This window comes from Zhongshania sp. (assembly GCF_029212375.1).
Classification (GTDB): Bacteria; Pseudomonadota; Gammaproteobacteria; order Pseudomonadales; family Spongiibacteraceae; genus Spongiibacter.
Map to the genome: position 1 here is coordinate 25,584 of NZ_JARGNU010000007.1, position 18,882 is coordinate 44,465.

Annotated in this window: 19 protein-coding genes; 9 read left to right on the plus strand and 10 right to left on the minus strand. The window is 50.7% G+C overall.

Features of this window, described 5'->3' with window-relative positions; all coding sequences use genetic code 11:
* The first annotated feature begins 227 nt into the window (after positions 1-227).
* The 6 genes from P1U47_RS08945 (at position 228) to P1U47_RS08970 (ending at position 6,313) form a co-directional block, all read left to right on the plus strand.
* A complete protein-coding gene (locus tag P1U47_RS08945; RefSeq protein WP_301028427.1) occupies positions 228-1,865 on the plus strand; it encodes a PhoU domain-containing protein in 1,638 nt (545 codons plus the stop codon).
* Positions 1,858-2,748: a GAK system ATP-grasp enzyme gene (locus P1U47_RS08950; protein ID WP_301028428.1), complete on the plus strand. Its 891-nt coding sequence runs from the start codon at positions 1,858-1,860 to the stop codon at positions 2,746-2,748. The genes P1U47_RS08945 and P1U47_RS08950 overlap by 8 nt, the downstream gene beginning before the upstream one ends.
* On the plus strand, positions 2,748-3,878 hold the full coding sequence (locus tag P1U47_RS08955; protein ID WP_301028429.1) for an HprK-related kinase B: 1,131 nt from the start codon (positions 2,748-2,750) through the stop codon (positions 3,876-3,878). The genes P1U47_RS08950 and P1U47_RS08955 overlap by 1 nt, the downstream gene beginning before the upstream one ends.
* A gap of 16 nt (positions 3,879-3,894) precedes the next feature.
* Positions 3,895-4,629 (plus strand): phosphoglycerate mutase family protein, encoded by a 735-nt coding sequence (locus P1U47_RS08960; protein ID WP_301028430.1) that lies wholly within the window; start codon positions 3,895-3,897, stop codon positions 4,627-4,629.
* An 86-nt stretch (positions 4,630-4,715) separates the two neighbouring features.
* Positions 4,716-6,026 (plus strand): metallophosphoesterase family protein, encoded by a 1,311-nt coding sequence (locus P1U47_RS08965; RefSeq protein WP_301028431.1) that lies wholly within the window; start codon positions 4,716-4,718, stop codon positions 6,024-6,026.
* Between the two features lie 17 nt (positions 6,027-6,043).
* Positions 6,044-6,313: an amphi-Trp domain-containing protein gene (locus P1U47_RS08970; RefSeq protein WP_301028432.1), complete on the plus strand. Its 270-nt coding sequence runs from the start codon at positions 6,044-6,046 to the stop codon at positions 6,311-6,313.
* A gap of 148 nt (positions 6,314-6,461) precedes the next feature.
* Here the strand turns inward: P1U47_RS08970 and P1U47_RS08975 are convergent, their stop codons facing one another.
* From P1U47_RS08975 to P1U47_RS08985, 3 genes are all read right to left on the minus strand, one after another.
* Entirely contained in the window at positions 6,462-6,863 is a 402-nt protein-coding gene (locus P1U47_RS08975; protein ID WP_301028433.1) for a MaoC family dehydratase, read from the minus strand.
* Between the two features lie 121 nt (positions 6,864-6,984).
* Positions 6,985-7,743 (minus strand): 3-oxoacyl-ACP reductase family protein, encoded by a 759-nt coding sequence (locus tag P1U47_RS08980; RefSeq protein WP_301028434.1) that lies wholly within the window; start codon positions 7,741-7,743, stop codon positions 6,985-6,987.
* A 96-nt stretch (positions 7,744-7,839) separates the two neighbouring features.
* Positions 7,840-9,579: an alpha/beta fold hydrolase gene (locus P1U47_RS08985; protein ID WP_301028435.1), complete on the minus strand. Its 1,740-nt coding sequence runs from the start codon at positions 9,577-9,579 to the stop codon at positions 7,840-7,842.
* A 496-nt stretch (positions 9,580-10,075) separates the two neighbouring features.
* Here P1U47_RS08985 and P1U47_RS08990 point away from each other — a divergent pair, with 496 nt between their 5' ends.
* Both P1U47_RS08990 and P1U47_RS08995 read left to right on the plus strand, forming a co-directional pair.
* The gene (locus P1U47_RS08990) at positions 10,076-11,047 is read left to right on the plus strand and encodes a transposase (protein ID WP_301028436.1); all 972 of its coding nucleotides are present in this window, start codon (positions 10,076-10,078) and stop codon (positions 11,045-11,047) included.
* A gap of 144 nt (positions 11,048-11,191) precedes the next feature.
* The gene (locus P1U47_RS08995; RefSeq protein WP_301028437.1) at positions 11,192-11,545 is read left to right on the plus strand and encodes a hypothetical protein; all 354 of its coding nucleotides are present in this window, start codon (positions 11,192-11,194) and stop codon (positions 11,543-11,545) included.
* A gap of 702 nt (positions 11,546-12,247) precedes the next feature.
* Here P1U47_RS08995 and P1U47_RS09000 read toward each other — a convergent pair.
* The 7 genes from P1U47_RS09000 to P1U47_RS09030 form a co-directional block, all read right to left on the minus strand.
* A complete protein-coding gene (locus P1U47_RS09000; protein ID WP_301028438.1) occupies positions 12,248-13,465 on the minus strand; it encodes a saccharopine dehydrogenase NADP-binding domain-containing protein in 1,218 nt (405 codons plus the stop codon).
* Between the two features lie 189 nt (positions 13,466-13,654).
* Positions 13,655-13,822 (minus strand): hypothetical protein, encoded by a 168-nt coding sequence (locus tag P1U47_RS09005; RefSeq protein ID WP_301028440.1) that lies wholly within the window; start codon positions 13,820-13,822, stop codon positions 13,655-13,657.
* Between the two features lie 181 nt (positions 13,823-14,003).
* Entirely contained in the window at positions 14,004-14,717 is a 714-nt protein-coding gene (locus P1U47_RS09010) for a divalent cation transporter (protein WP_301028441.1), read from the minus strand.
* A gap of 4 nt (positions 14,718-14,721) precedes the next feature.
* Positions 14,722-15,576, minus strand: coding sequence for an alpha/beta hydrolase (locus P1U47_RS09015; RefSeq protein WP_301028442.1), 855 nt, complete (start codon positions 15,574-15,576; stop codon positions 14,722-14,724).
* Between the two features lie 57 nt (positions 15,577-15,633).
* Positions 15,634-16,059 (minus strand): CBS domain-containing protein, encoded by a 426-nt coding sequence (locus P1U47_RS09020; protein WP_301028443.1) that lies wholly within the window; start codon positions 16,057-16,059, stop codon positions 15,634-15,636.
* Between the two features lie 286 nt (positions 16,060-16,345).
* Positions 16,346-17,209, minus strand: a complete 864-nt coding sequence (locus P1U47_RS09025) for a pirin family protein (protein ID WP_301028444.1) — start codon at positions 17,207-17,209, stop codon at positions 16,346-16,348.
* Positions 17,210-17,258: 49 nt separating this feature from the next.
* Entirely contained in the window at positions 17,259-17,861 is a 603-nt protein-coding gene (locus tag P1U47_RS09030; protein ID WP_301028446.1) for an NAD(P)H-dependent oxidoreductase, read from the minus strand.
* 115 nt (positions 17,862-17,976) lie between these two features.
* Here P1U47_RS09030 and P1U47_RS09035 point away from each other — a divergent pair, with 115 nt between their 5' ends.
* On the plus strand, positions 17,977-18,873 hold the full coding sequence (locus P1U47_RS09035) for a LysR family transcriptional regulator (RefSeq protein ID WP_301028447.1): 897 nt from the start codon (positions 17,977-17,979) through the stop codon (positions 18,871-18,873).
* The last annotated feature ends 9 nt before the right edge of the window (positions 18,874-18,882 follow it).

Sequence of the window (18,882 nt, forward strand, 5' to 3'; positions counted from 1 at the left end):
GGCCAATACAGGCAAAAGAACGCCATTGTCTAATAAAACCATGACAGTTTCAGGTGGCATGGGGAGCCTAAATGCGGTGATATGCAGTGAATCTAGGCTGTCACATTTTTGTAACAGACAAGCGCCGTGGATTGCTTCAAAATGAATTATACCGTTTTGATGTATGAGTCGTATTTATCCATGAGGCCATCTGCTTTGAATAGCGCCGTAGTTAGCGATAATTCAATATGCCATTGAGCAAAAGTATTAGTGATAATTTTCGCTTTCTGATTATTGAAGTCGATTCTCAGTTGGCTAAATTACATCGCTATATTGCCGCGCCAGAAGCGGCCTTGGCGCGCAGAATATTTGATCGCAGCGGCTACGCCCACAATTTAAAATCTCGTATTCACCGTAGTTGCCGCAGCCAATTAAGTGACTGTGTTGAGCACGATATTATTGCCCATAAACTGCGCGCTGTAGAATTTATTGCCACCGAGCTAGACCGTATCGCCGAGCTATGTCGCGACTGCGTAAAGCAAATTTCATATGTAGATAGCTGGCAAATATTGGCAGACGAAGATTGTCAGGCGATGGTAGAGCGGCTTAGGCGCGGTTTGGATTTAGTCGAAACCGCGGTGCTGGAAAGCGATAGTAATCTGGCGTTAAAAATGGCCCAAGTTGAAGCCAAGCTCGATCGTGACTACCATAAGCTGCTGCGTTTTCATGTTGCTGCGCTAAAGCAAAAAGACAATACCAACGACATTATTTGCTCGCTGTTTGTGGCCCATAGTATTGAACAAATGGGCGACGTGTTACTGGCTATTAGCGAGTCGATTATTTCGGCCAATCTTGGTCAAACGGTTAATTTTGAGCGCTTTAATACCTTGCAAGCCAGCATGGAAAATATGGATGTTGGCGAGAAGGTGAATGAGCTAAAAATTAAGGCAATTGCAGAAACCCGTTCTGGCAGTGCTATTTCGGCAATTACTAAAGCTGACGGCGAAGATGATTTTCTCGGAATTTTTAAAGACGGCGAAAAGCGCAAACTGAAAGGTGAGCGCAAGGGCCTAGACAGCTGGAATACAATTTATCCAGGTTTGGCGCCCAAAATTTTGTCTTATCAAAAACGCGGCCAATCGGCAGCGCTCCTTATTGAACACCTTCCCGGCCTTACCTTTGAACAGATTGTACTGAATGAGTCACCGGCGCTAATCAACGAGGCTTTACAACATCTTGAGATGACCCTGCGCTCGGTGTGGCAGGAAACCCACAGCAAGAAAGTCATTGCTGCTAATTTTATGCAGCAATTAGCAGCGCGCTTGCCGGACGTTTACGCTATTCATCCCGAGTTTCAGCACAGCGATATACAGTTCTGCGGGCTAGATATCGCCTCGTTCAATCAATTGCTCGGGCGTGCAATGGAATTTGAGCGCGGGCTAAACGCGCCGTTCGCCGTGTATATTCACGGCGATTTTAATATTGATAATATTATTTACGATCCATTAGAGCAGCGCATTAATTTTATTGATTTACACCGCTCGCGCTATACCGATTATGTGCAAGATATCTCTGTGTTTATGGTGTCGAACTACCGCTTACAAATACTTGATGTTGAACATCGCCAGCGCATTCTTGGGGTGGCGATGGCATTCTACGAGAGCAGTCGCCGCTATGCGGTGGAGCACCAAGATCACAGTTTTGATCTACGTCTAACACTTGGGCTGGCGCGTTCTTTTGTAAGCTCAACCCGCTTTATTTTGGACAAGAGTCTTGCGCGCAGCATGTTTTTGCGCGCTCGTTATTTGCTAGAGCAGCTTCTGGCCTTAGACCCTAAACAAACGGCAGGCTACACCTTAGCGATAAAGGATATTTTTCGTGCATGATGTAAAAATTGCAGTTATTGGCATTCCTGGAAAATGGTCTAGCGAGGTGTTGGCCGATGCGCTGGCCGAGCGCACCGGCTTTCGGCTGCTAATTGATATGGCGGACGTGTCATTAGATTTACGTCGCAATACTTTAATGGCGGGCGATGTTGATCTTGGTGAATTAGACGCCATTGTGGTTAAAAAAATCAGCGCTCAGTACAGTCCCAATACCATCGACCGGCTGGAATTATTGCGTATTGCTGAGCACCGCGGCGTTCGGGTGTTTAGCGGCGCGGAGCAAATGTTGCGCTTGGTAAACAGGCTCAGCTGCACGGTTACGCTGCGCAAGGCAAATATTCCAATGCCAGACACCGTCATTACCGAAAGCCTCAGCGATGCAACCGCAGCGGTAAGGGAGTTTGGCAGTGCGGTATTTAAGCCTTTGTTTTCTACCAAGGCGCGGGGCATGTGTATTATTGACAGCGCACTGCCAGACCCTGCGCTACGCGCTGCGATTGCTGATTTTATGGCCAGTAACCCGATGATGTACATTCAGCGCAAAATTGCGCTGCCTGGCCGCGATTTGGGTTTGGCCTTTCTAGGCGGCGAATTTCTAGCTTGCTATGCGCGGGTGAATCAGGGTGATGCTTGGAATACCACCATACACAGCGGCGGTCGCTATGAAGCGTATACGCCGCCTCAAGCGCTAATCGACTTGGCCCGCCGCGCCCAAGCACCGTTTAATATGGACTTTACTACTGTGGATATCGCCGAAACTGACACCGGCCCCATTGTTTTTGAGGTGTCGGCCTTTGGTGGCTTTCGCGGTGTAAAAGAAGGGGCTGGCATCGACGCCGCGGCTGCGTATAGTGACTATATACTCAAGGAAATACGTCGATAATGCCAAACTCTGCAACACAGCAAGACCTCGCTGAAATCCTCTGCGGTGGCCACGCCATAACGGCGCGGTATTTAGATTTAAAAATAGGTGACTTTTGCCTGCGGGTGCGGAGTAATTCCGAGGCCTTGCTCGATATATTGGCCAACTATTTTGGCCATATTGTAAATTCTTTTGAACACACGCCACTTGAGCTGATTGCGATTGACCGCGATGAGCCAACAGTAGATTTGGCGTTTGCTGACTGGCGCCGCGAAGGTAATAAGCAGGGCCGCAAAGACAGCTATATCGACCTGGCTAATGCGCGGCTGCTGCGTAAAGTTCGCACTGGTATGGTGTTTTTGCAAAGCACAGACTTACTTTTTGCCGCTGGGCCCAGCGTGCGTAACGACAATCAAGTAATCAATTTTATTATTGCCCAGTATATGAACTGGCTACAGCAGCGCGACTGGCTAATATGTCATGCGGCGGGCATTGTTTGCGATGGCCAAGCCTTCGGTTTGGCAGGCTTTTCTGGCGGTGGCAAATCCACTTTAATGCTGCAAATGATGGAAAACCCCGCCATTCAATTTATGAGCAACGACCGCTTATTTATTAAGAAAATACCAGCGGCGACCTCCTGCGCTACCTACGCGGCTGGTGTGCCCAAGCTGCCACGTATTAATCCTGGTACCATCGTGCATAATCCGCGTTTAGAAAATATGATTCCCGCGGCGCGGCGAGCGGCTTTATTGGCCATGCCCAAAGATGAGTTGTGGGAATTGGAAGAAAAATACGATGCCAACATCGAATCGCTCTATGGCGCAGGCCGAATGAGTAATACACCATCGTGCTTGGCTGGTTTTGTGGTGCTTAACTGGCAGGGCGACAGCGTGGAGCAAACCCAACTAAATTTAGTAGACCTAAACCAGCGCCGAGATTTACTCGCGGCCATTGTTAAATCGTCTGGGCCGTTTTATCAGCGTGCTGACGGCGGCTTTCAAGACGATTTGCAGGCGATTAACGAGCGGCATTACCTCGATACCTTGGCCGGTTTGCCAATTTACGAAGTGTGTGGCCGCCGCGACTTTGCCGCTGCGCGGCAATTATTGTCGACCAAATTAACATCGCCGCTGGCGACCGCACACCACTAAGCGCAGGAGCCGGAAAATGTCGCGCCAATTTGCTGCCCTTATTCGTCACGGAGCATACCGGCAACTGGCGAATACTCCCAGTGCGCATCAAGGTTTTCCCCTAACGGAACACGGTTGCGAGCAAGCGCGAGACGGCGCAGCGGTATTGGCCGCGCTGGCCAGTGAGCATGGCTGGCAAGTAGAGGCGGTGATCGACTGCTCTACCCTGCTGCGGGCGTGGCAAACGGCGAGTCTATTTTGCGTGCAGTTACAGGCCAATGCGGCGGTGAACAAGCGCGCAGAATTACATCTTGCTAGCTACGATGTCCTCGCTGAGCGCGGCTTGGGCAGCGCCGCTAATTTAAGTGTCGACGCCATTGCCAAACTTATTGCTGAAGACCCGCGCTTTCCGGCGCTGCCCGCCGATTGGAAATCCAATAGCTATTTTCAGCTGCCGCTGCTGGGGGCGGAGTCGTTAATGATGGCGGGCCAGCGCGTTGCCAAGCATATTCAGCAGCAAATGGACGACCTTGCTCTAGTCCGTACCCCGCCACGTGCCACCGCAGCAGATTGCCTAAAAGTTTTTGTTGGCCACGGCGCGGCGTTTCGCCATGCCGCTTTTCAATTAGGCGTGCTTAAGTTTGACGATATTGCCGAGTTAAGTATGTACCACTGCCAGCCGGTGATATTAGAGCATCTTGGTAACGGCCAGTGGCAGCATATAGCGGGAAACTGGAAACGACGCGGCGTAAACGAAGGCGCCAAGGATTAGGGCAAACGGGTCTTGTCCAATGTAAACGCCGATTCTGGATTGATAGCGGCGCGTAAGTCATCAATGTTCACCATACAGGGCTGCTTATGCCACAAGACAGCGATTTACGGTCAGGCGACGAGCCAGACGCATCCCCGCCGGTAAGCCGCCCCAGCGAGCTGGTGGTGTGGCAGTTGGGTAAAGATCCCGTCGATGCTACGGCGTCGACTGCACTCAGCGCTGCGGTACAACAGGGCGCGGGCTTTAGTCTTTGGCAGGCGCCCAAACGGGCGGTGTATTTCTTTGCAGACCCCCACGCCGACGCCGATGCATTTATCAACTCTCTGCGGGTCTCGGGCGGTATTAAAGCCAATGCCGCCAATAAGTTGGTGCTGACCAAGCGCGGTAAAGAAGCGGTGTTTGTTGTGGGCGGAGATTGTTTAGACAAAGGCCCAAGTAACTTGGGCTTATTACGCACCGTGCAGCAACTTATCGAAGCGGGTGCGACCGTAAAATTACTGGCCGGCAATCACGATGTGCGTTTGCTTATGGGGTTGCGCACCATGGGGTCTAAACGCAAGCCCCAGACTGAGCATATGTTTGTGCGCATGGGCGCTAAAGTAATGCCCCTGTTCCGAGAAGTATTCGATCTTTACCTGCGCAATGATCCCACGGCGCTGGCTGATATTCCCGACACCGAAAACTGCCGTAAACAGCTTTACCCCCGCCAAGAATGGTTTAGCGAGTTCCCGTTGGTGGCGGCGGGTTACGCCAGTAACGAAGCCATTGGCCGCGAGTTGGTGCGCATGCAAAAAAAAGTCGATGGTTTCGACAAAGCCTGTGCCGAGGTGGGCTTGTCGTTGCGCGAAGTTTACGCCGCCGCGCTGTACTGCCAGAAATTGTTTTTAGACAGTAAGGGCGAGTTCTCTTGGTTTTTTCGCGATATGCAGCTGGCCTATAAATCGGGTTCGTATTTATTTATTCACGCCGGCTTGGATGACAAGGTAATTGACGTAATTGCCGAGCATGGCCTCGGTGGCCTCAATCGTCAATATCGTAAAATAGTCAAAAATAATTTATTCGACTTTTATTACGGCCCTCTCGCGAACACCATGCGCACCAAATACCGCGAGGTGGATATGCCGCTGACCAATGCGGGTGTGGAGCGCGCCTATGGCTTGGGCATTCACGCCGTGGTGCACGGCCATCGCAACCGCCATAACGGCCAGCGGCTAATGCTGCGCCAGGGTATGTTGCACATCGAAAGCGACACCACCATGGACCGCAACTCTCGCGCTAAGGAAGGACTTGCCGGTGTCGGCCACGGCGTAACCATTGTTCATCCCCGTGGCCAAGTGATTGGCATAAGCGCCGACTACCCCGCCGCCAAAGTGTTTGAGCCAGCGAGCTATTTGTAACAAGGACAATATTGATTATGCGCCAAGAAAAAAACAGCTTTCGTCACGAGTCTCTGCAAGACGCAAAAACCATACAAGACCTCCTCAAGGCCATTACCAAGGGCTTGGCTAGAGGCAGGCTAAGCTTTAGCGACGACGACGGTGATATTGTGTTAGAGCCAGAAGGCTTATTAAAAATAAAAGTCACCGCCAGCCAAGACAGCCATCAAGAGCGCCTCGACATTCGGATTAGCTGGCAGACTGACGATAGTCAGCTTGCGACTAAAACGCTGAAAATTGAGGGCTAAGGCTGCTAAAAATTATTATGGCGGGAGTGGGTGTTTAGTGTAAAGTTTCAAGCCGACTGTCGCAGCTAGGCCCACAAATAGCTGCGTGAGTAACCTAGCTATTTGTGGAGCGTTTCTGGTGGCTCAGGCTGTTTTGATGAGCGACTCTTTACGCGTACTTCACCGTAGCAATGCCATCAAGTACGAGCTTACCTTTCTGATTGAGACAGTAAGTGCGAAGCTTGGCAATTGGTTTATCTTCCCGAATTTCAATGACCTCGACGATTGCAGTAACCTCGTCACCAATATAAATTGGGGCCTTAAAGGCTAAATCTTGGCCGAGATAAATAGTACCGCTGCCAGGTAAATGAGCGCCAAGTAAACCTGAAATAAGGCTGGCCACTAACATTCCGTGTACCACCTGACCGCCAAATATACTGGCTGCCGCCGCCACACTATCGATATGTATGGGGTTAAAGTCTTCCGATAGTGCCGCAAAGTGATTTACATCTTCTGCAGTGAACGACTTAGTAAGTTTGGCCTGATCGCCGACCTTGAATGTTGCTGTCATACCTGTAACTCCCGTCAATCAATTTGATGTTGCAGCAGCAGGCTTCGCATACGCTGAAACCAACGGTGTTCACTTTGCGCCTGTGAGTATTTTGAGAGGCGGATTCTTGGCTTGATTGTGTTTAGTGGCCCATGTAGTAGCCGCCGTTTACGGGTATTTGAGCGCCAGTAATAAACGATGCCTGTGGCGAGCACAAAAAGGTAATGGCGGCTGCAATATCTCGGGGTTGACCAAAACGACCCACGGGAATATTGCTAAGTATAGTTTCTCTAATTTTTTCTGGTACGGCTTGGATCATTGGGCTATCGATGTACCCCGGAGCAACCGTATTAACTGTGACCCCTTTACGTGCGACTTCTTGCGCTAACGCCATCGTAAAGCCATGAACGCCAGCCTTAGATGCCGAGTAATTTGTTTGTCCAAACTGGCCGCGCTGACCATTCACCGAAGACACATTAATTATGCGTCCCCAGCCACTTTCAACCATTCCTTCAACAACATGCCGCGCACTGTTGAACATGCTATTCAGGTTGACGCCCATAACTTGCTGCCACTGATCATTTGTCATTTTTCGTATTGGCGCGTCGCGGGTAATGCCGGCGCAGTTCACGAGGATATCGATGGTGCCGTATTTTTCCTTAATCCCCTCAATTGCCGCGCCAGTTTCATCAAAGTCGGCCGCATCAAAGGTAACAACGTCAACTTCTATACCCGCAGCCATAGCCGCGCGTCCGAGATTATTGGCACTTTCTTTCTCAAAGGGCACCGCAGCGCCAACTACCTTCACTCCGGCTCGGTTAAGGTATAAGCACACTTGTTGTCCAATTGCTCCAGAGCCGCCGGTTACCAGAGCCACTTTGCCTTCTAACGATAAATTCATAATCACCTCATTCAATAGTTGTATCATTTTTGGAAAACAACCAGCACAGAGCAGGCTGCGATTTAGGGCAGACCAAAACCATCTCTGCGTGTTTGGCTAGCGTTGTAAAACGTAAGTCCCTGGCGCATCACAAAGAATCTCGTAACCTTTATCGGGGGCGCCAATTTGCGGGGGAGCGGCTTTCTCGTCGGCTGAATGCAGTGCTAGCCAGCGCTGCCAGTTAAGCCACCATGAACCCTCGTGGAACTCTGCCGCCGCTTGCCAATCATCGGGCGACTGATAGCTCATATTCTGGTTCCAGCTACCTACGGTGTAGCTCCGGCGCGGACGACCAGGTTCAGAAACGATACCGGCATTGTGACCACCCGCCGTTAGGCAGAAGGTGGTTTCACCCAGTTTTTTCAAATTGCGGGTTTTATAAACAGACTTCCACGGGGCAATGTGGTCGGCTGTGGTGCCGACGATATACAGCGGCGCGGCGATGTCACTAAGGGAAATTGCGCGACCGCCCGCAATATATTGGCCTTCAGCCAGCTCATTCTTTAAATACAGTTGACGCAAATAATCGCTGTGCATTTTGTAAGGCATACGCGTGCCATCGGCATTCCACGCCATAATGTCGAAGCCGGAGCCCTCTTCGCCTAAACAATATCGACGCAACAAGGGCTGCCAAAGTAAGTCGGGAGCCCGCAGCGCCGCAAACGCCCCGCCCATTTGTTTCGTTGCCAAAAAGCCCTTGCGCTTCATTTGTTGATCTACCCAGTAAAGGGTCATTTCATCAACAAACAGACGCAGCTCTCCAGCATCAGTAAAGTCGGTTTGGGCTGCAAATAGAGTGATACTTTGTAAGCGCTCGTCGCCGTCGCGGGCCATAACGGCGGCCGCTATCATTAATAGGGTGCCGCCAACGCAGTAACCAACGGAGTGCACTTTCTTCTTAGGCATAATCACGCCAATCGCATCCAGCGCTTCGGCTACTCCCAGTGTCCGATAGTCCTCCATTGTTAGTTGGCAGTCTTCTTTGTTAGGGTTTTTCCACGAGATAGCAAAAACGGTGTGACCCTGTTCGACCAGCCAACGAATCATTGAATTACTGGGTGATAAATCCAGAATGTAAAATTTCATGATCCACGCTGGTACATACAGAATCGGTTCTGCGTAAACATTCTCTGTGCTGGGCGAGTACTGGATCAATTCCATAAGGTCGTTGCGATAAACTACTTTGCCTGGCGTCATCGCCAAGTTTTCACCGACCTTGAACGACCCGGAAATAGTGTGATCGGTATTGGTCACTTTGCGCACTATGTCTCCAATGGCAAAGCGAGCGCCGCGCAGTAGATTTCCGCCTCGCTGCTTAATCGCTTCCTGAAGTACTTCGGGGTTCGTTAATGCGAAGTTGGCGGGCGAAAGCATATCCACCAGCTGTTGGGTGTAAAACTGGACAATTTGAGCGTTGTGAGCGTCCATGCCCGGCAGTGGTTCGGTGGCTATGCGTGCCAGTTCGTCACGGTGCAATGCAGCTTGTACTAGCCATGAATAGGGTCGCTTTTCCCATCCCGCTGCCTTAAAGCGTCGATCTTTTGTTGGCTCGGCACCAAGTAACGCGCATTTGATTAAATCAAACCGACTGCGAATGAGCGCTTCCAGTATTTCTAGCTGCCGGCCTGGCGCTACACTAAGGTTAATAAGCCAGTCGAGATAAGCTTGAACAATACGCGGCCCAGGCAGACCGCCGCTGGAACTGCCTATCCAAGTGACCATGGCGTCGTTCAGTTTGGCGGCCGCTTCCTTATTAAGCCAGAGACGGTTTTTCTTGCGGGTGAGTTCGGTTTGCATAACAACATTGTCCTTTTGCTGCTGAGAAGAAGTCAGTGTGATTAATTGGTTGTAGCAGCCATTAGCTTGGCAATTCTCTTTATATCTACCTATATCGATATGAAAACTATTCGATATAGGTATGAAAATGCTACAAGACACAAAAATGCAACATTGGCGTTGACTTAAAATTTGTGTCTTTCCGATTCACTGTAAATACGCAAAATGCCAATAATGTTAGGTATTTGTGGCTTTGATCGTCATTAGCATTGCCAAAATATTGCATGTTTCATACTTTCTGACGAATATCACGCTACTCAGATTTAAAAGTACAACAGACATGTTGATTAAATAGTAATACGATTCACGACAGAGTACAAATGCATAATTTGATCGCCATGTCTAACGACTTTAAAGCCTCAAATATTTGGACCAAATATTTGGACAGGCACTTTTAAATTGACACTGTAATAGCGCTGTTTTAGCTTAGGGCTATTGCTTCGTAAAAGGATTTGCGATGACTTTACCTAGAAAGGTACTGGTTTGTGTCGATGACACCCCCTTCTATCACGTAACTTCTCGGTGTGTGCGGCGCTCGTTTCTTTGCGGCGTCGACGATGCCACCGGAAATGACTACTCACACCGCCGGCTCTTTATTGAGCAAAGAATCCATTTGCTCAGCAGCCTTTTTGCCATTGATATTGCGGCCTATGCGGTAATGTCTAATCACTTACATTTGGTCGTTAAACTGTCGCCCGAAATAATTAATGAATGGTCTGATCACGAGGTTGTAAGCCGCTGGACGAGTTTGTTCAAAGGGCCATTCTTGATTCAAAACTACCTGAAAGGCGTAAACCTTTCACCCGCCGAACAGGGCGCGCTAAATGACATTATTGCCAGCTATCGTCTGCGCCTCGCCGATTTAGGCTGGTTTATGAAATGCCTTAATGAGCCTATTGCTAGGATGGCCAATCAAGAAGATGGCTGCACTGGCCATTTTTGGGAAGCCCGCTATCGATCTCAGGCGCTATTAAGTGAAGAGGCGTTACTCAGCTGCATGGCGTATGTTGATCTAAACCCGATTCGAGCCAATATCGCTCTCACTCCAGAACAGTCTGAGCACACCAGTGTTAAAGAACGGATTAACCCGTCATTAAATTTAGCGAAAACAATCACTAAGCTTTTGCAAACCCAGCGACTCAATCATTTTGACGTCACTCTAAAACCTTTGCTGTCATTTGAGGATAATCTTACCGACAAGGACCAGTTTGGCATTTTATTCAGCCTAAAAGATTACCTAGAGCTCGTCGATCAAACTGGCCGCATTGTGCACGATGATAAAAAAGGCGCAATTGCACTTCACCTACCTAAAATTATCGAACGCTTAGGCATAGACCGAAAGACGTGGCTGAATAATGTCACGGCTTTTGAAAAAAATTACCGTCAACACTTTTCTAAAAGGCGGCAATTGGCTAAAGCCGCGTCGTAAAAGGTTAGCGCCATATTGTAAAACCCTGTGAGCGATCCAGCTCAGGGTCGCAGGTGCCCTAAAAATTGCTATTAGTAATTATATTCGGCGCCCGCATCGCAGGGATGATCATTTTACGGTCAAGCGAAAAAGGCATTACTAAATGTGGGTGTTATTCTTGTTGCTTTATTAAAAGTGCCTGTCCATAAATTAAGTCTAACCCAGCGACTTAATCATTTTGACGTCACTCTAAAACCTTTGCTGTCATTTGAGGATAATCTTACCGACAAGGACCAGTTTGGCATTTTATTCAGCCTAAAAGATTACCTAGAGCTCGTCGATCAAACTGGCCGCATTGTGCACGATGATAAAAAAGGCGCAATTGCACTTCACCTACCTAAAATTATCGAACGCTTAGGCATAGACCGAAAGACGTGGCTGAATAATGTCACGGCTTTTGAAAAAAATTACCGTCAACACTTTTCTAAAAGGCGGCAATTGGCTAAAGCCGCGTCGTAAAAGGTTAGCGCCCTATTGTAAAACCCTGTGAGCGATCCAGCTCAGGGCCGCAGGTGCCCTAAAAATTGTTATTAGTAATTATATTCGGCGCCCGCATCGCAGGGATAATCATTTTACGGTCAAGCGAAAAAGGCATTACTAAATGTGGGTGTTATTTTTGTTTCTTTATTAAAAGTGCCTGTCCATAAATTAAGTCTTATAAACTAAGATTCATGGGCAAAAATGGGCGAGATGTTTCATTCCTTGTTTTTAAGTGCATCCTCTCGGCTTTTATTATAATCGTCGTAAGGCTGATCATATTCTTTCATGCACGCTTCATATTGTGGTTGCGGAAGTTTTTGGCATTCAAACCTCCGGTTTTCGTGTGTGGCAGAGTAAATCTGTTCGTGACTGCATGCACAAATAAAAAATATCGAGATCACTAATAAAGGGATATGTTTTAACATTAAAAGTTATTCTCAATAAATTGGCACTGATATTAGTATAATTGCACTATTATTAATCGCGCAAGATCGCGTCGCAAATTCTCGGGTTACTGCATTAATACAGGCGGTGATGATCTTTGCGGCAAGATCCCACTGGCCACGTTTAATTGGTGGCTAACGGTTAATATTTATAATTTTTGGTTGTTTTACATAAAAAATGCACAGCTTTCTTTAGCTCAAAATCGGAAGTGAGTTTTGCAACGATTCCTTATATTTCTTACTCAATAACACTAAAGCTAAGGCCTGAGTACGTCTTAAGGCGGTCGATTAGTGTGTCGCCAAAGCAGCTGGCGGGGGTTAGCAGGCCGCCGCTGACTTCGCTTTTATTAATGTCGCGGGCAAGGCAAATACTGGCTTGGCCAAGCATTTTGGCGGTTGAGCCATAGCCTGGGTCGCGGTCACCGGTAACTTTGCATTTTAGGGCTTTGCCCTTTGGGGTGGTGCCGTAAAAGTCGAGATCGAAATAGCCGCTTTGCTGTTCTTCTGGGCTGGGGCCTTCGCCGGGTGCTGGGAGTAGGCGCTCTAATAACCAGCGGCCGGGTTTGAGGCTGGCGGTGACCATAAAGCCCGCAAAGCCGCCGCCTATGGCGGTGGCGCGGAGGCGGCCACTAATACCGGTGCCGACTTGCATGGCCTCGTCGTATAAAAAGGGTTTGGCGTAGGCTTGTTTAAGTAGGAAGTTAGAACGCTGCACAACGCGGGTATTTATGGCCGCCATAATAAAGGGAATGGTCCACGAGTTTGAGGTGGTATCAAACTGGGCGAGACCGGGGTTGATTTGGCGAGCCTTGTTGCTTTCACCGGGGCAGAGCGAATAGGGATCGGCCATTTCTTTGCGCAGCGCGGGATTGCCCGCCGCTTCTTTCATTACATTGATGAGGCTGGCAAAGGTGCCGCCAGACAATCCACCCTTGGCGGCTTTAACCCGCATTTGGATTTTATTACAGCTTTCGCCAAACAATTCTTGGCTCTGTTGCTGGGTGTAGAGCACGCCTAGGTCTGATGGAATCGAGTCGAAACCACAGCAGTTTACGATGCGCGCGCCAGAGGCTTTGGCGGTGTCGTTGTAGCGGTCTACCATTTGGCGAATCCACTGTACTTCGCCGGTGAGGTCGCAGTAGTCGGTGCCGGTTTCGGCGCAGACTTTAAGTAAGGTTTCGCCGTATAGGGCGTAGGGACCAACGGTGGTGGTAACTACCCGAGTTTGGCCGCACAAATTGCGCAAGGCAGTTTCGTCGCTGGCATCGGCAATGATGATGTCGAGGTCGGCTTTGCCAATTTTGGCTTTAACGGCTTCAAGCTTGCTGGCAGAGCGGCCAGCAATGGCCCAGCGCAGTGCGGGTTCTTCTTTGCAGCCGGCAAGGTAATTACAGAGTATTTCGCCCACAAAACTGCTGGCGCCGAAGATCACGATATCGTATTTATACTCTGCCATTGGTCCTATCTCGCTCTAGTTGTTAGACGGTTTCTTTTGGTAGACCTTATAGCTCGTTAAACGCTAGCCGTTGCTAGCACAGCGCGCGTTGTGACGGACTTGGTCGTAAGTTTAGCCCTGAGCTTAGCACCATTTGTTCACTGTCAACATTGCTTCTTAAGAATGGCGGCTATAAGTGACCGCAATACCCTATTGGTAGTGCGGGGTATTGGCCTTGCACTGGCTGCGGTCTTGGTCGTTGAGGACTCGCTCGCACTCTTGTAGGCGCCACTCCCGCGACTGATCGTAGTGTGAGCTGCCACAGGCGCTCAGTGTTGCAAGGGATAGCAGCGGCAGTAGCAGAAAAAACAAACGCATGGGATTTTGGCCTCTTTGTAAAATACGGGTATTTGCTGGGCTTTGACCGGCTTGCGCGGTATTTGTCGCCCGCCGTTGATAATAATTACTTTACAGCATACACGGCTGCTATTTGCTTTGCGCTGTGGGTTTCTTCGGTGGTTTTAAAGGCAGCGAGTGCTTCATTTAGTTAAAGAGCGAGCTAGTGAGTAAAGAGAGTGCCGAGCATAGCCAGCGCAAACCCGATTACCGCCGCGAGGGGTGGGCTACGGTGTTTGCGCAGCGGAACCTGCGGCGCAATGTCTTGAAAAATCAGGTATAGAATCCCGCCGCTGGCAATGAGCAGAATTGCCCCTAATACCGCCGGTAAATCGCCGAGAAAATAATAGCCCGCCACCCCGAAAAGTGGTCCCAATGGAGTAAGTGCCAACATCATCCACAGCACCCTTTTGCGCTGATAGCCGGCAGCGCACAGTTCTTGGTAGGCGTTAAAGCCCTCGGGCAGGTTTTGCATGCCGATTAGTACGGCGAGCAATAAGGTGGTGTCGGTACCCACGGCGGCGAGCCCGCCCAGCGCCAATGACTCGGGTATAAAATCCAGTAACATGCCGGTAAATTGCGGCGCCGCGTGGCGGTGAATATCTAAATAGCGCTCTAAACCATAAAACAGTAGGCCTCCGCCTAGCAATAATGCGGTAGCCCAAATTGAGTAGTGTAGGTGCTGCAAGGCCTCGGGCACCAGTACCATGGCAACGGCGCCGAGCAGAATCCCCGCCCCCAGGGCAATAATGGCGTGTCTAAATTCTTGTGCTAACCAGCGTCGTCGAATATGGCTGTGGCTAGCGATATAGCCGCCCAGCGGAATACAGGCGCCGGCGGCAATGGTGAACGGGATGATTTCACTAACACCTTGCATAGGTTTACTTGGCGGGCTTGAGAAAGGCGCTGAGTGCGGGGTCTAGCCCACGCATAAACGTCTCTACTTGATGGGTATAGGAGTTGTTGTCGCCAAGGGTGGCATTAATTTGATGGTGACTGAGGTCTGCTGGAATTAATGTTGCCAATATTCCGAGCTGCTCGGCCTTGGCCGCAAGGCTTTGCGCTTGGGGGCAGCTGTCGTCGCGCTGGGTAGAGCAGATGAGCGCGATGGGTTTTACGTCTTTGTTGAGGTGCCCAAGGGCGGACACTTTCTGCCAATAATCCGGCGATGTGCCAAAGGCTTTGTCGTAAAAGCGCGGGTGGGCTTGTTGCATAATGAGGTTAACGTCGAGGGCGGCACTGTCTAGCCAAACACTGCCCAAAATTGGGCTGAGCTGAAGTTTGTCGCTAAGGGATTTGTCTGTTGCTAGCAACGACACCAGATGCGCCCCCGAAGAGTGGCCCATAAGGATAAATTTACTGGCATCGGCGTTCCATTCTGCGCTGTGGGCTTGGGCGTATTCTAGCGCCTTGGCCACGTCGCCAGCTTGGGTATAGGGATCAGCGGCGGGCAATAGCCGGTAATTGACGGAAATAAATACCCAGCCTTGGGCCACCCAGCGCCGAACCTTTGTTTTTACAACGCTGTGATTGGTTTTGTCGCCAATGCGCCACGCGCCGCCGTGAACCATAAAAACAACGGGTCGCTTGGTTTGGGCGGTGCTTGGTAGGTAAACATCGAGCACCTGCGCCTTGTCTGGGCCGTAATGAAGATTGCTAAGGGTGTTGCAGTGAGCGGCATGGTGAAAACTAAAACATACGCAGAGCAGTGCTGCAGCCCAGAATTGGCTAGCCATGATCGACCCCCTTGTCTAAAAACCGCTGCCGGTGCAGCAGCGGCGCGTGGTATAGGCTTAAAGCTTGTCGTTGGGTAGATCGCAGCTTTCGCGGTTGGCCCAGAGCGAGGCCAGAATAGCGCTGCGGGTGATAAGGCCAATCAGCTTGCCGTCTTCAGTGACCGGATAAGACTTGGGTTTGAGTTTACCCATTTGCTGGGCCAGATCAATAATAGACGAGTCGGCGTCTACCGCTAAAACCTCGCGGCTCATTACATCATCCACTAGGGGCGCGCCCTCGCAGTGGTAGCTGCTAACGAGCACAGAGTGAATGCAGTCTTGCTCCGAGACAAAGCCAACCAGCTCACGCTGGTCATTGATGACGGGTAGCCCAAATACCCCAAATTTCAGTAGGGTTTCGACTACGTCGCCGAGATCGGTGCCCTGTTTAACAGAAGGCGACGGCGATTTCATGACGTCGCGTACTAACATTGATGTAGTCATAAATCACTCCTTGGGTGTGGTGCACGGTATGGCGTAAGTGCAGTGCTGCAAAGTGCTGTGTAGCCACTATAATTGGCTCTTTTCCATAGCGTAAATACATAAAAAGCAATTAACTTGAAAGGTTTTTGCTATTTAGTGCCTTGCTTTGCTTTGCGTCTTTAGCTTACGCCTATTTTGAGTATGGCATGCAGTTTTTGAAAAAGTGCGGTATTGGGGGATTTTTGACGGGTTTGGGGCAAGAGGCATCTTGGCGGTGGCCAAAGATGCCTGACGCTGGGGCGGTTGCTTAGGCGCTGGTTAAAACGCCGTCGCGATAATCGCGCATGGCCTGCTCGATTTCATCGCTGGTATTCATCACAAAGGGCCCGTATTGCACAATGGCTTCGCCGATGGGGCGCGCCGCCAATAGTAATAAGCGGGTGTCGCCGCTGGCGGTAATACTCAACTCTTCGCCTTGGCTTAATAGTGCGCTGCTGGTGCTGGGTATTACTTGCTCGCCAATCTGGGCCTCGCCTTCATACACGTAGACAAAGGCATTGTGCGCGGTGGGCAAGGTGATATGGCTGCTTTGCCCGGCCTTTAGGCGGAGGTCGATGTATAGCGGGTCGGTGCTCAGGTTTTGGCCGTCTAGGCCATTGATATAGCCGCGCACGGACTCGCCGTTAAGCTGACACCGGCCGGCAATCAAAATGGCCTCGCCGCCGCTGCCAAACAGGTGATGCGGAATTTTGGCTGCGGGGATATCCTCGTAGTGGGCGGGGCGCATTTTTTCTGCTGCGGGCAGGTTTATCCACAGCTGAAAACCACGCATCCGGCCAGCGTCTTGCTGGGGCATTTCGGAGTGAATCACGCCTCTGCCAGCGGTCATCCACTGCACGCCGCCGTCTTTGAGGTGGCCCTTATTGCCGAGGTGATCCTCGTGCAGCATATGGCCGTCGAGCATATAAGTGACGGTTTCGAAGCCGCGATGGGGATGCGAGGGGAAGCCTGCTAAATAGTCGGCGGGCTCGTCCGAGAAGAACTCGTCCAGCATCAAAAACGGGTCGTGACGGGCCGCCTGCGACTGCCCTAGGCTGCGCTTGAGTTTAACACCGGCGCCGTCCGAGGTAGCTTGGGCGGGTATGATTCGAGCCACACTGCGATTAGTCATAATGCTACTCCTATACCAATGTTGAGAGGCTGCTGTGGGCGTGTTGCGCTTAAGCGGCTTTTTGGCGAATGAGGTCTTGGGCGGCCGCCAGTGCTTGTTTGGCAACATCGCCGCCCATATTTAGGCCTTCGGCATAAACAAATTCGATATCGTTGATGCCCATCAAGCCGAGAATATGACGCAGGTAAGCGCTCTGGGTATCCATTGCGGTGCCTTCGTACTTGCCGCCGCGGGCCGCAAAAATATAGACCTTTTTGTTTTCTAGCAGACCTTCTGGGCCATTCGCGGTGTAGCGAAAGGTTTCGCCGGCGCGGGCAACGTGGTCTATATAGGCTTTAAAGGTAGACGGCACGCCAAGATTATAAAGCGGCATGCCAAGCACAATAATGTCGGCGTCGCGCAGTTCATTAATCAAGGTGTCGGACTCGGCGACCACTGCTTGTTGGGCGGTATCGCGCTCGGCGGCGGGGGTGGTGAACGCGGCAAAGCGCTGGCCGTCGAGGTGCGGTAGTGGATCGGCGTGCAAGTCGCGGCGCAATAGCTGGGTGGCGTCGCTATTGGCTTGTAATTGGGTAACAAAGTCATTGGCCATCTTGCTGGATTGACCCTGCTCGCCAAATAAGCTGCTATTAATCTGGAGGATGGTTTTCATATCGTGTAACTCCTGTTGGTCGTGGACAATTACGTGTTGTTGGGGCCATTAAACTATTGATAAAGTTGTTTAAAAAGCGCAATTTACTGGCTTAAACAATCAAGAATATTGATATATGAGCGGACCTAGAACCAGTCTTGAGCAGTGGCACTGCTTTTTAGCGGTGGTAGACGAAGGCAGCTATGCCCGCGCCGCCGAGGTATTGCATAAAAGTCAGTCGGCGGTGACCTACACAATTCAAAAAATGGAGGAGCAGCTGGGGGTGCGAGTATTTGAAATTCGCGGCCGCAAAGCTGAGCTTACTGAGGCGGGGCAAATGCTCTATCGCCGTGGTCGCTCCTTAATTGACGAGGCGCTGCGTCTTGAGAAGTCCGCTAAATCGGTGGCTGCGGGCTGGGAGCCGCAATTGCGTATTGTGTGCGACACCTTGTTTCCCTCGGCGGTGATGTTGGATTGCCTCGAAGATCTCAGCGCGCACTGCCCCGATACCCGTATTGAATGTGTTGAGTCGGTGCTCAGCGGCGCCGAAGAAGCCTTGCTGGAGCGGCGCTGCGATGTGGCAATAACCGGCATTGTGCCGCCGGGCTTTTTGGGTGATCACTTGCTGCGGGTGAAGTTTTTGGCGGTGGCCCAGCGTGACCACGCGCTTCATCAATTGGGGCGAGATTTAGATTACCGCGATTTGCGGCCTTTTCGGCAGGTGGTGGTGCGAGACTCTGGGGTGCGCCGCCAGCGGGATTCGGGCTGGTTAGATGCTGTGCAAAGATTAACCGTAAGCCGCATGGAGACCTCAATTAACGCGGTGGCCAGAGGCGTCGGCTTTGCCTGGCTGCCAGCGGTGGCAATGCGTCAGGAGTTGGCGAGCGGTTTAATCAAGCCGCTGCCGATGATCGAGGGTGGCGAGCGCCATGCCGATTTGTTTTTAATATTGCCCAATCGCGATTTAGCGGGCGCGGCCGCGCTGCGCTGCGAGGCCTTTATTAAAGACGCGGTGGCAAATTTAGTGTGTTAATACCGAAAA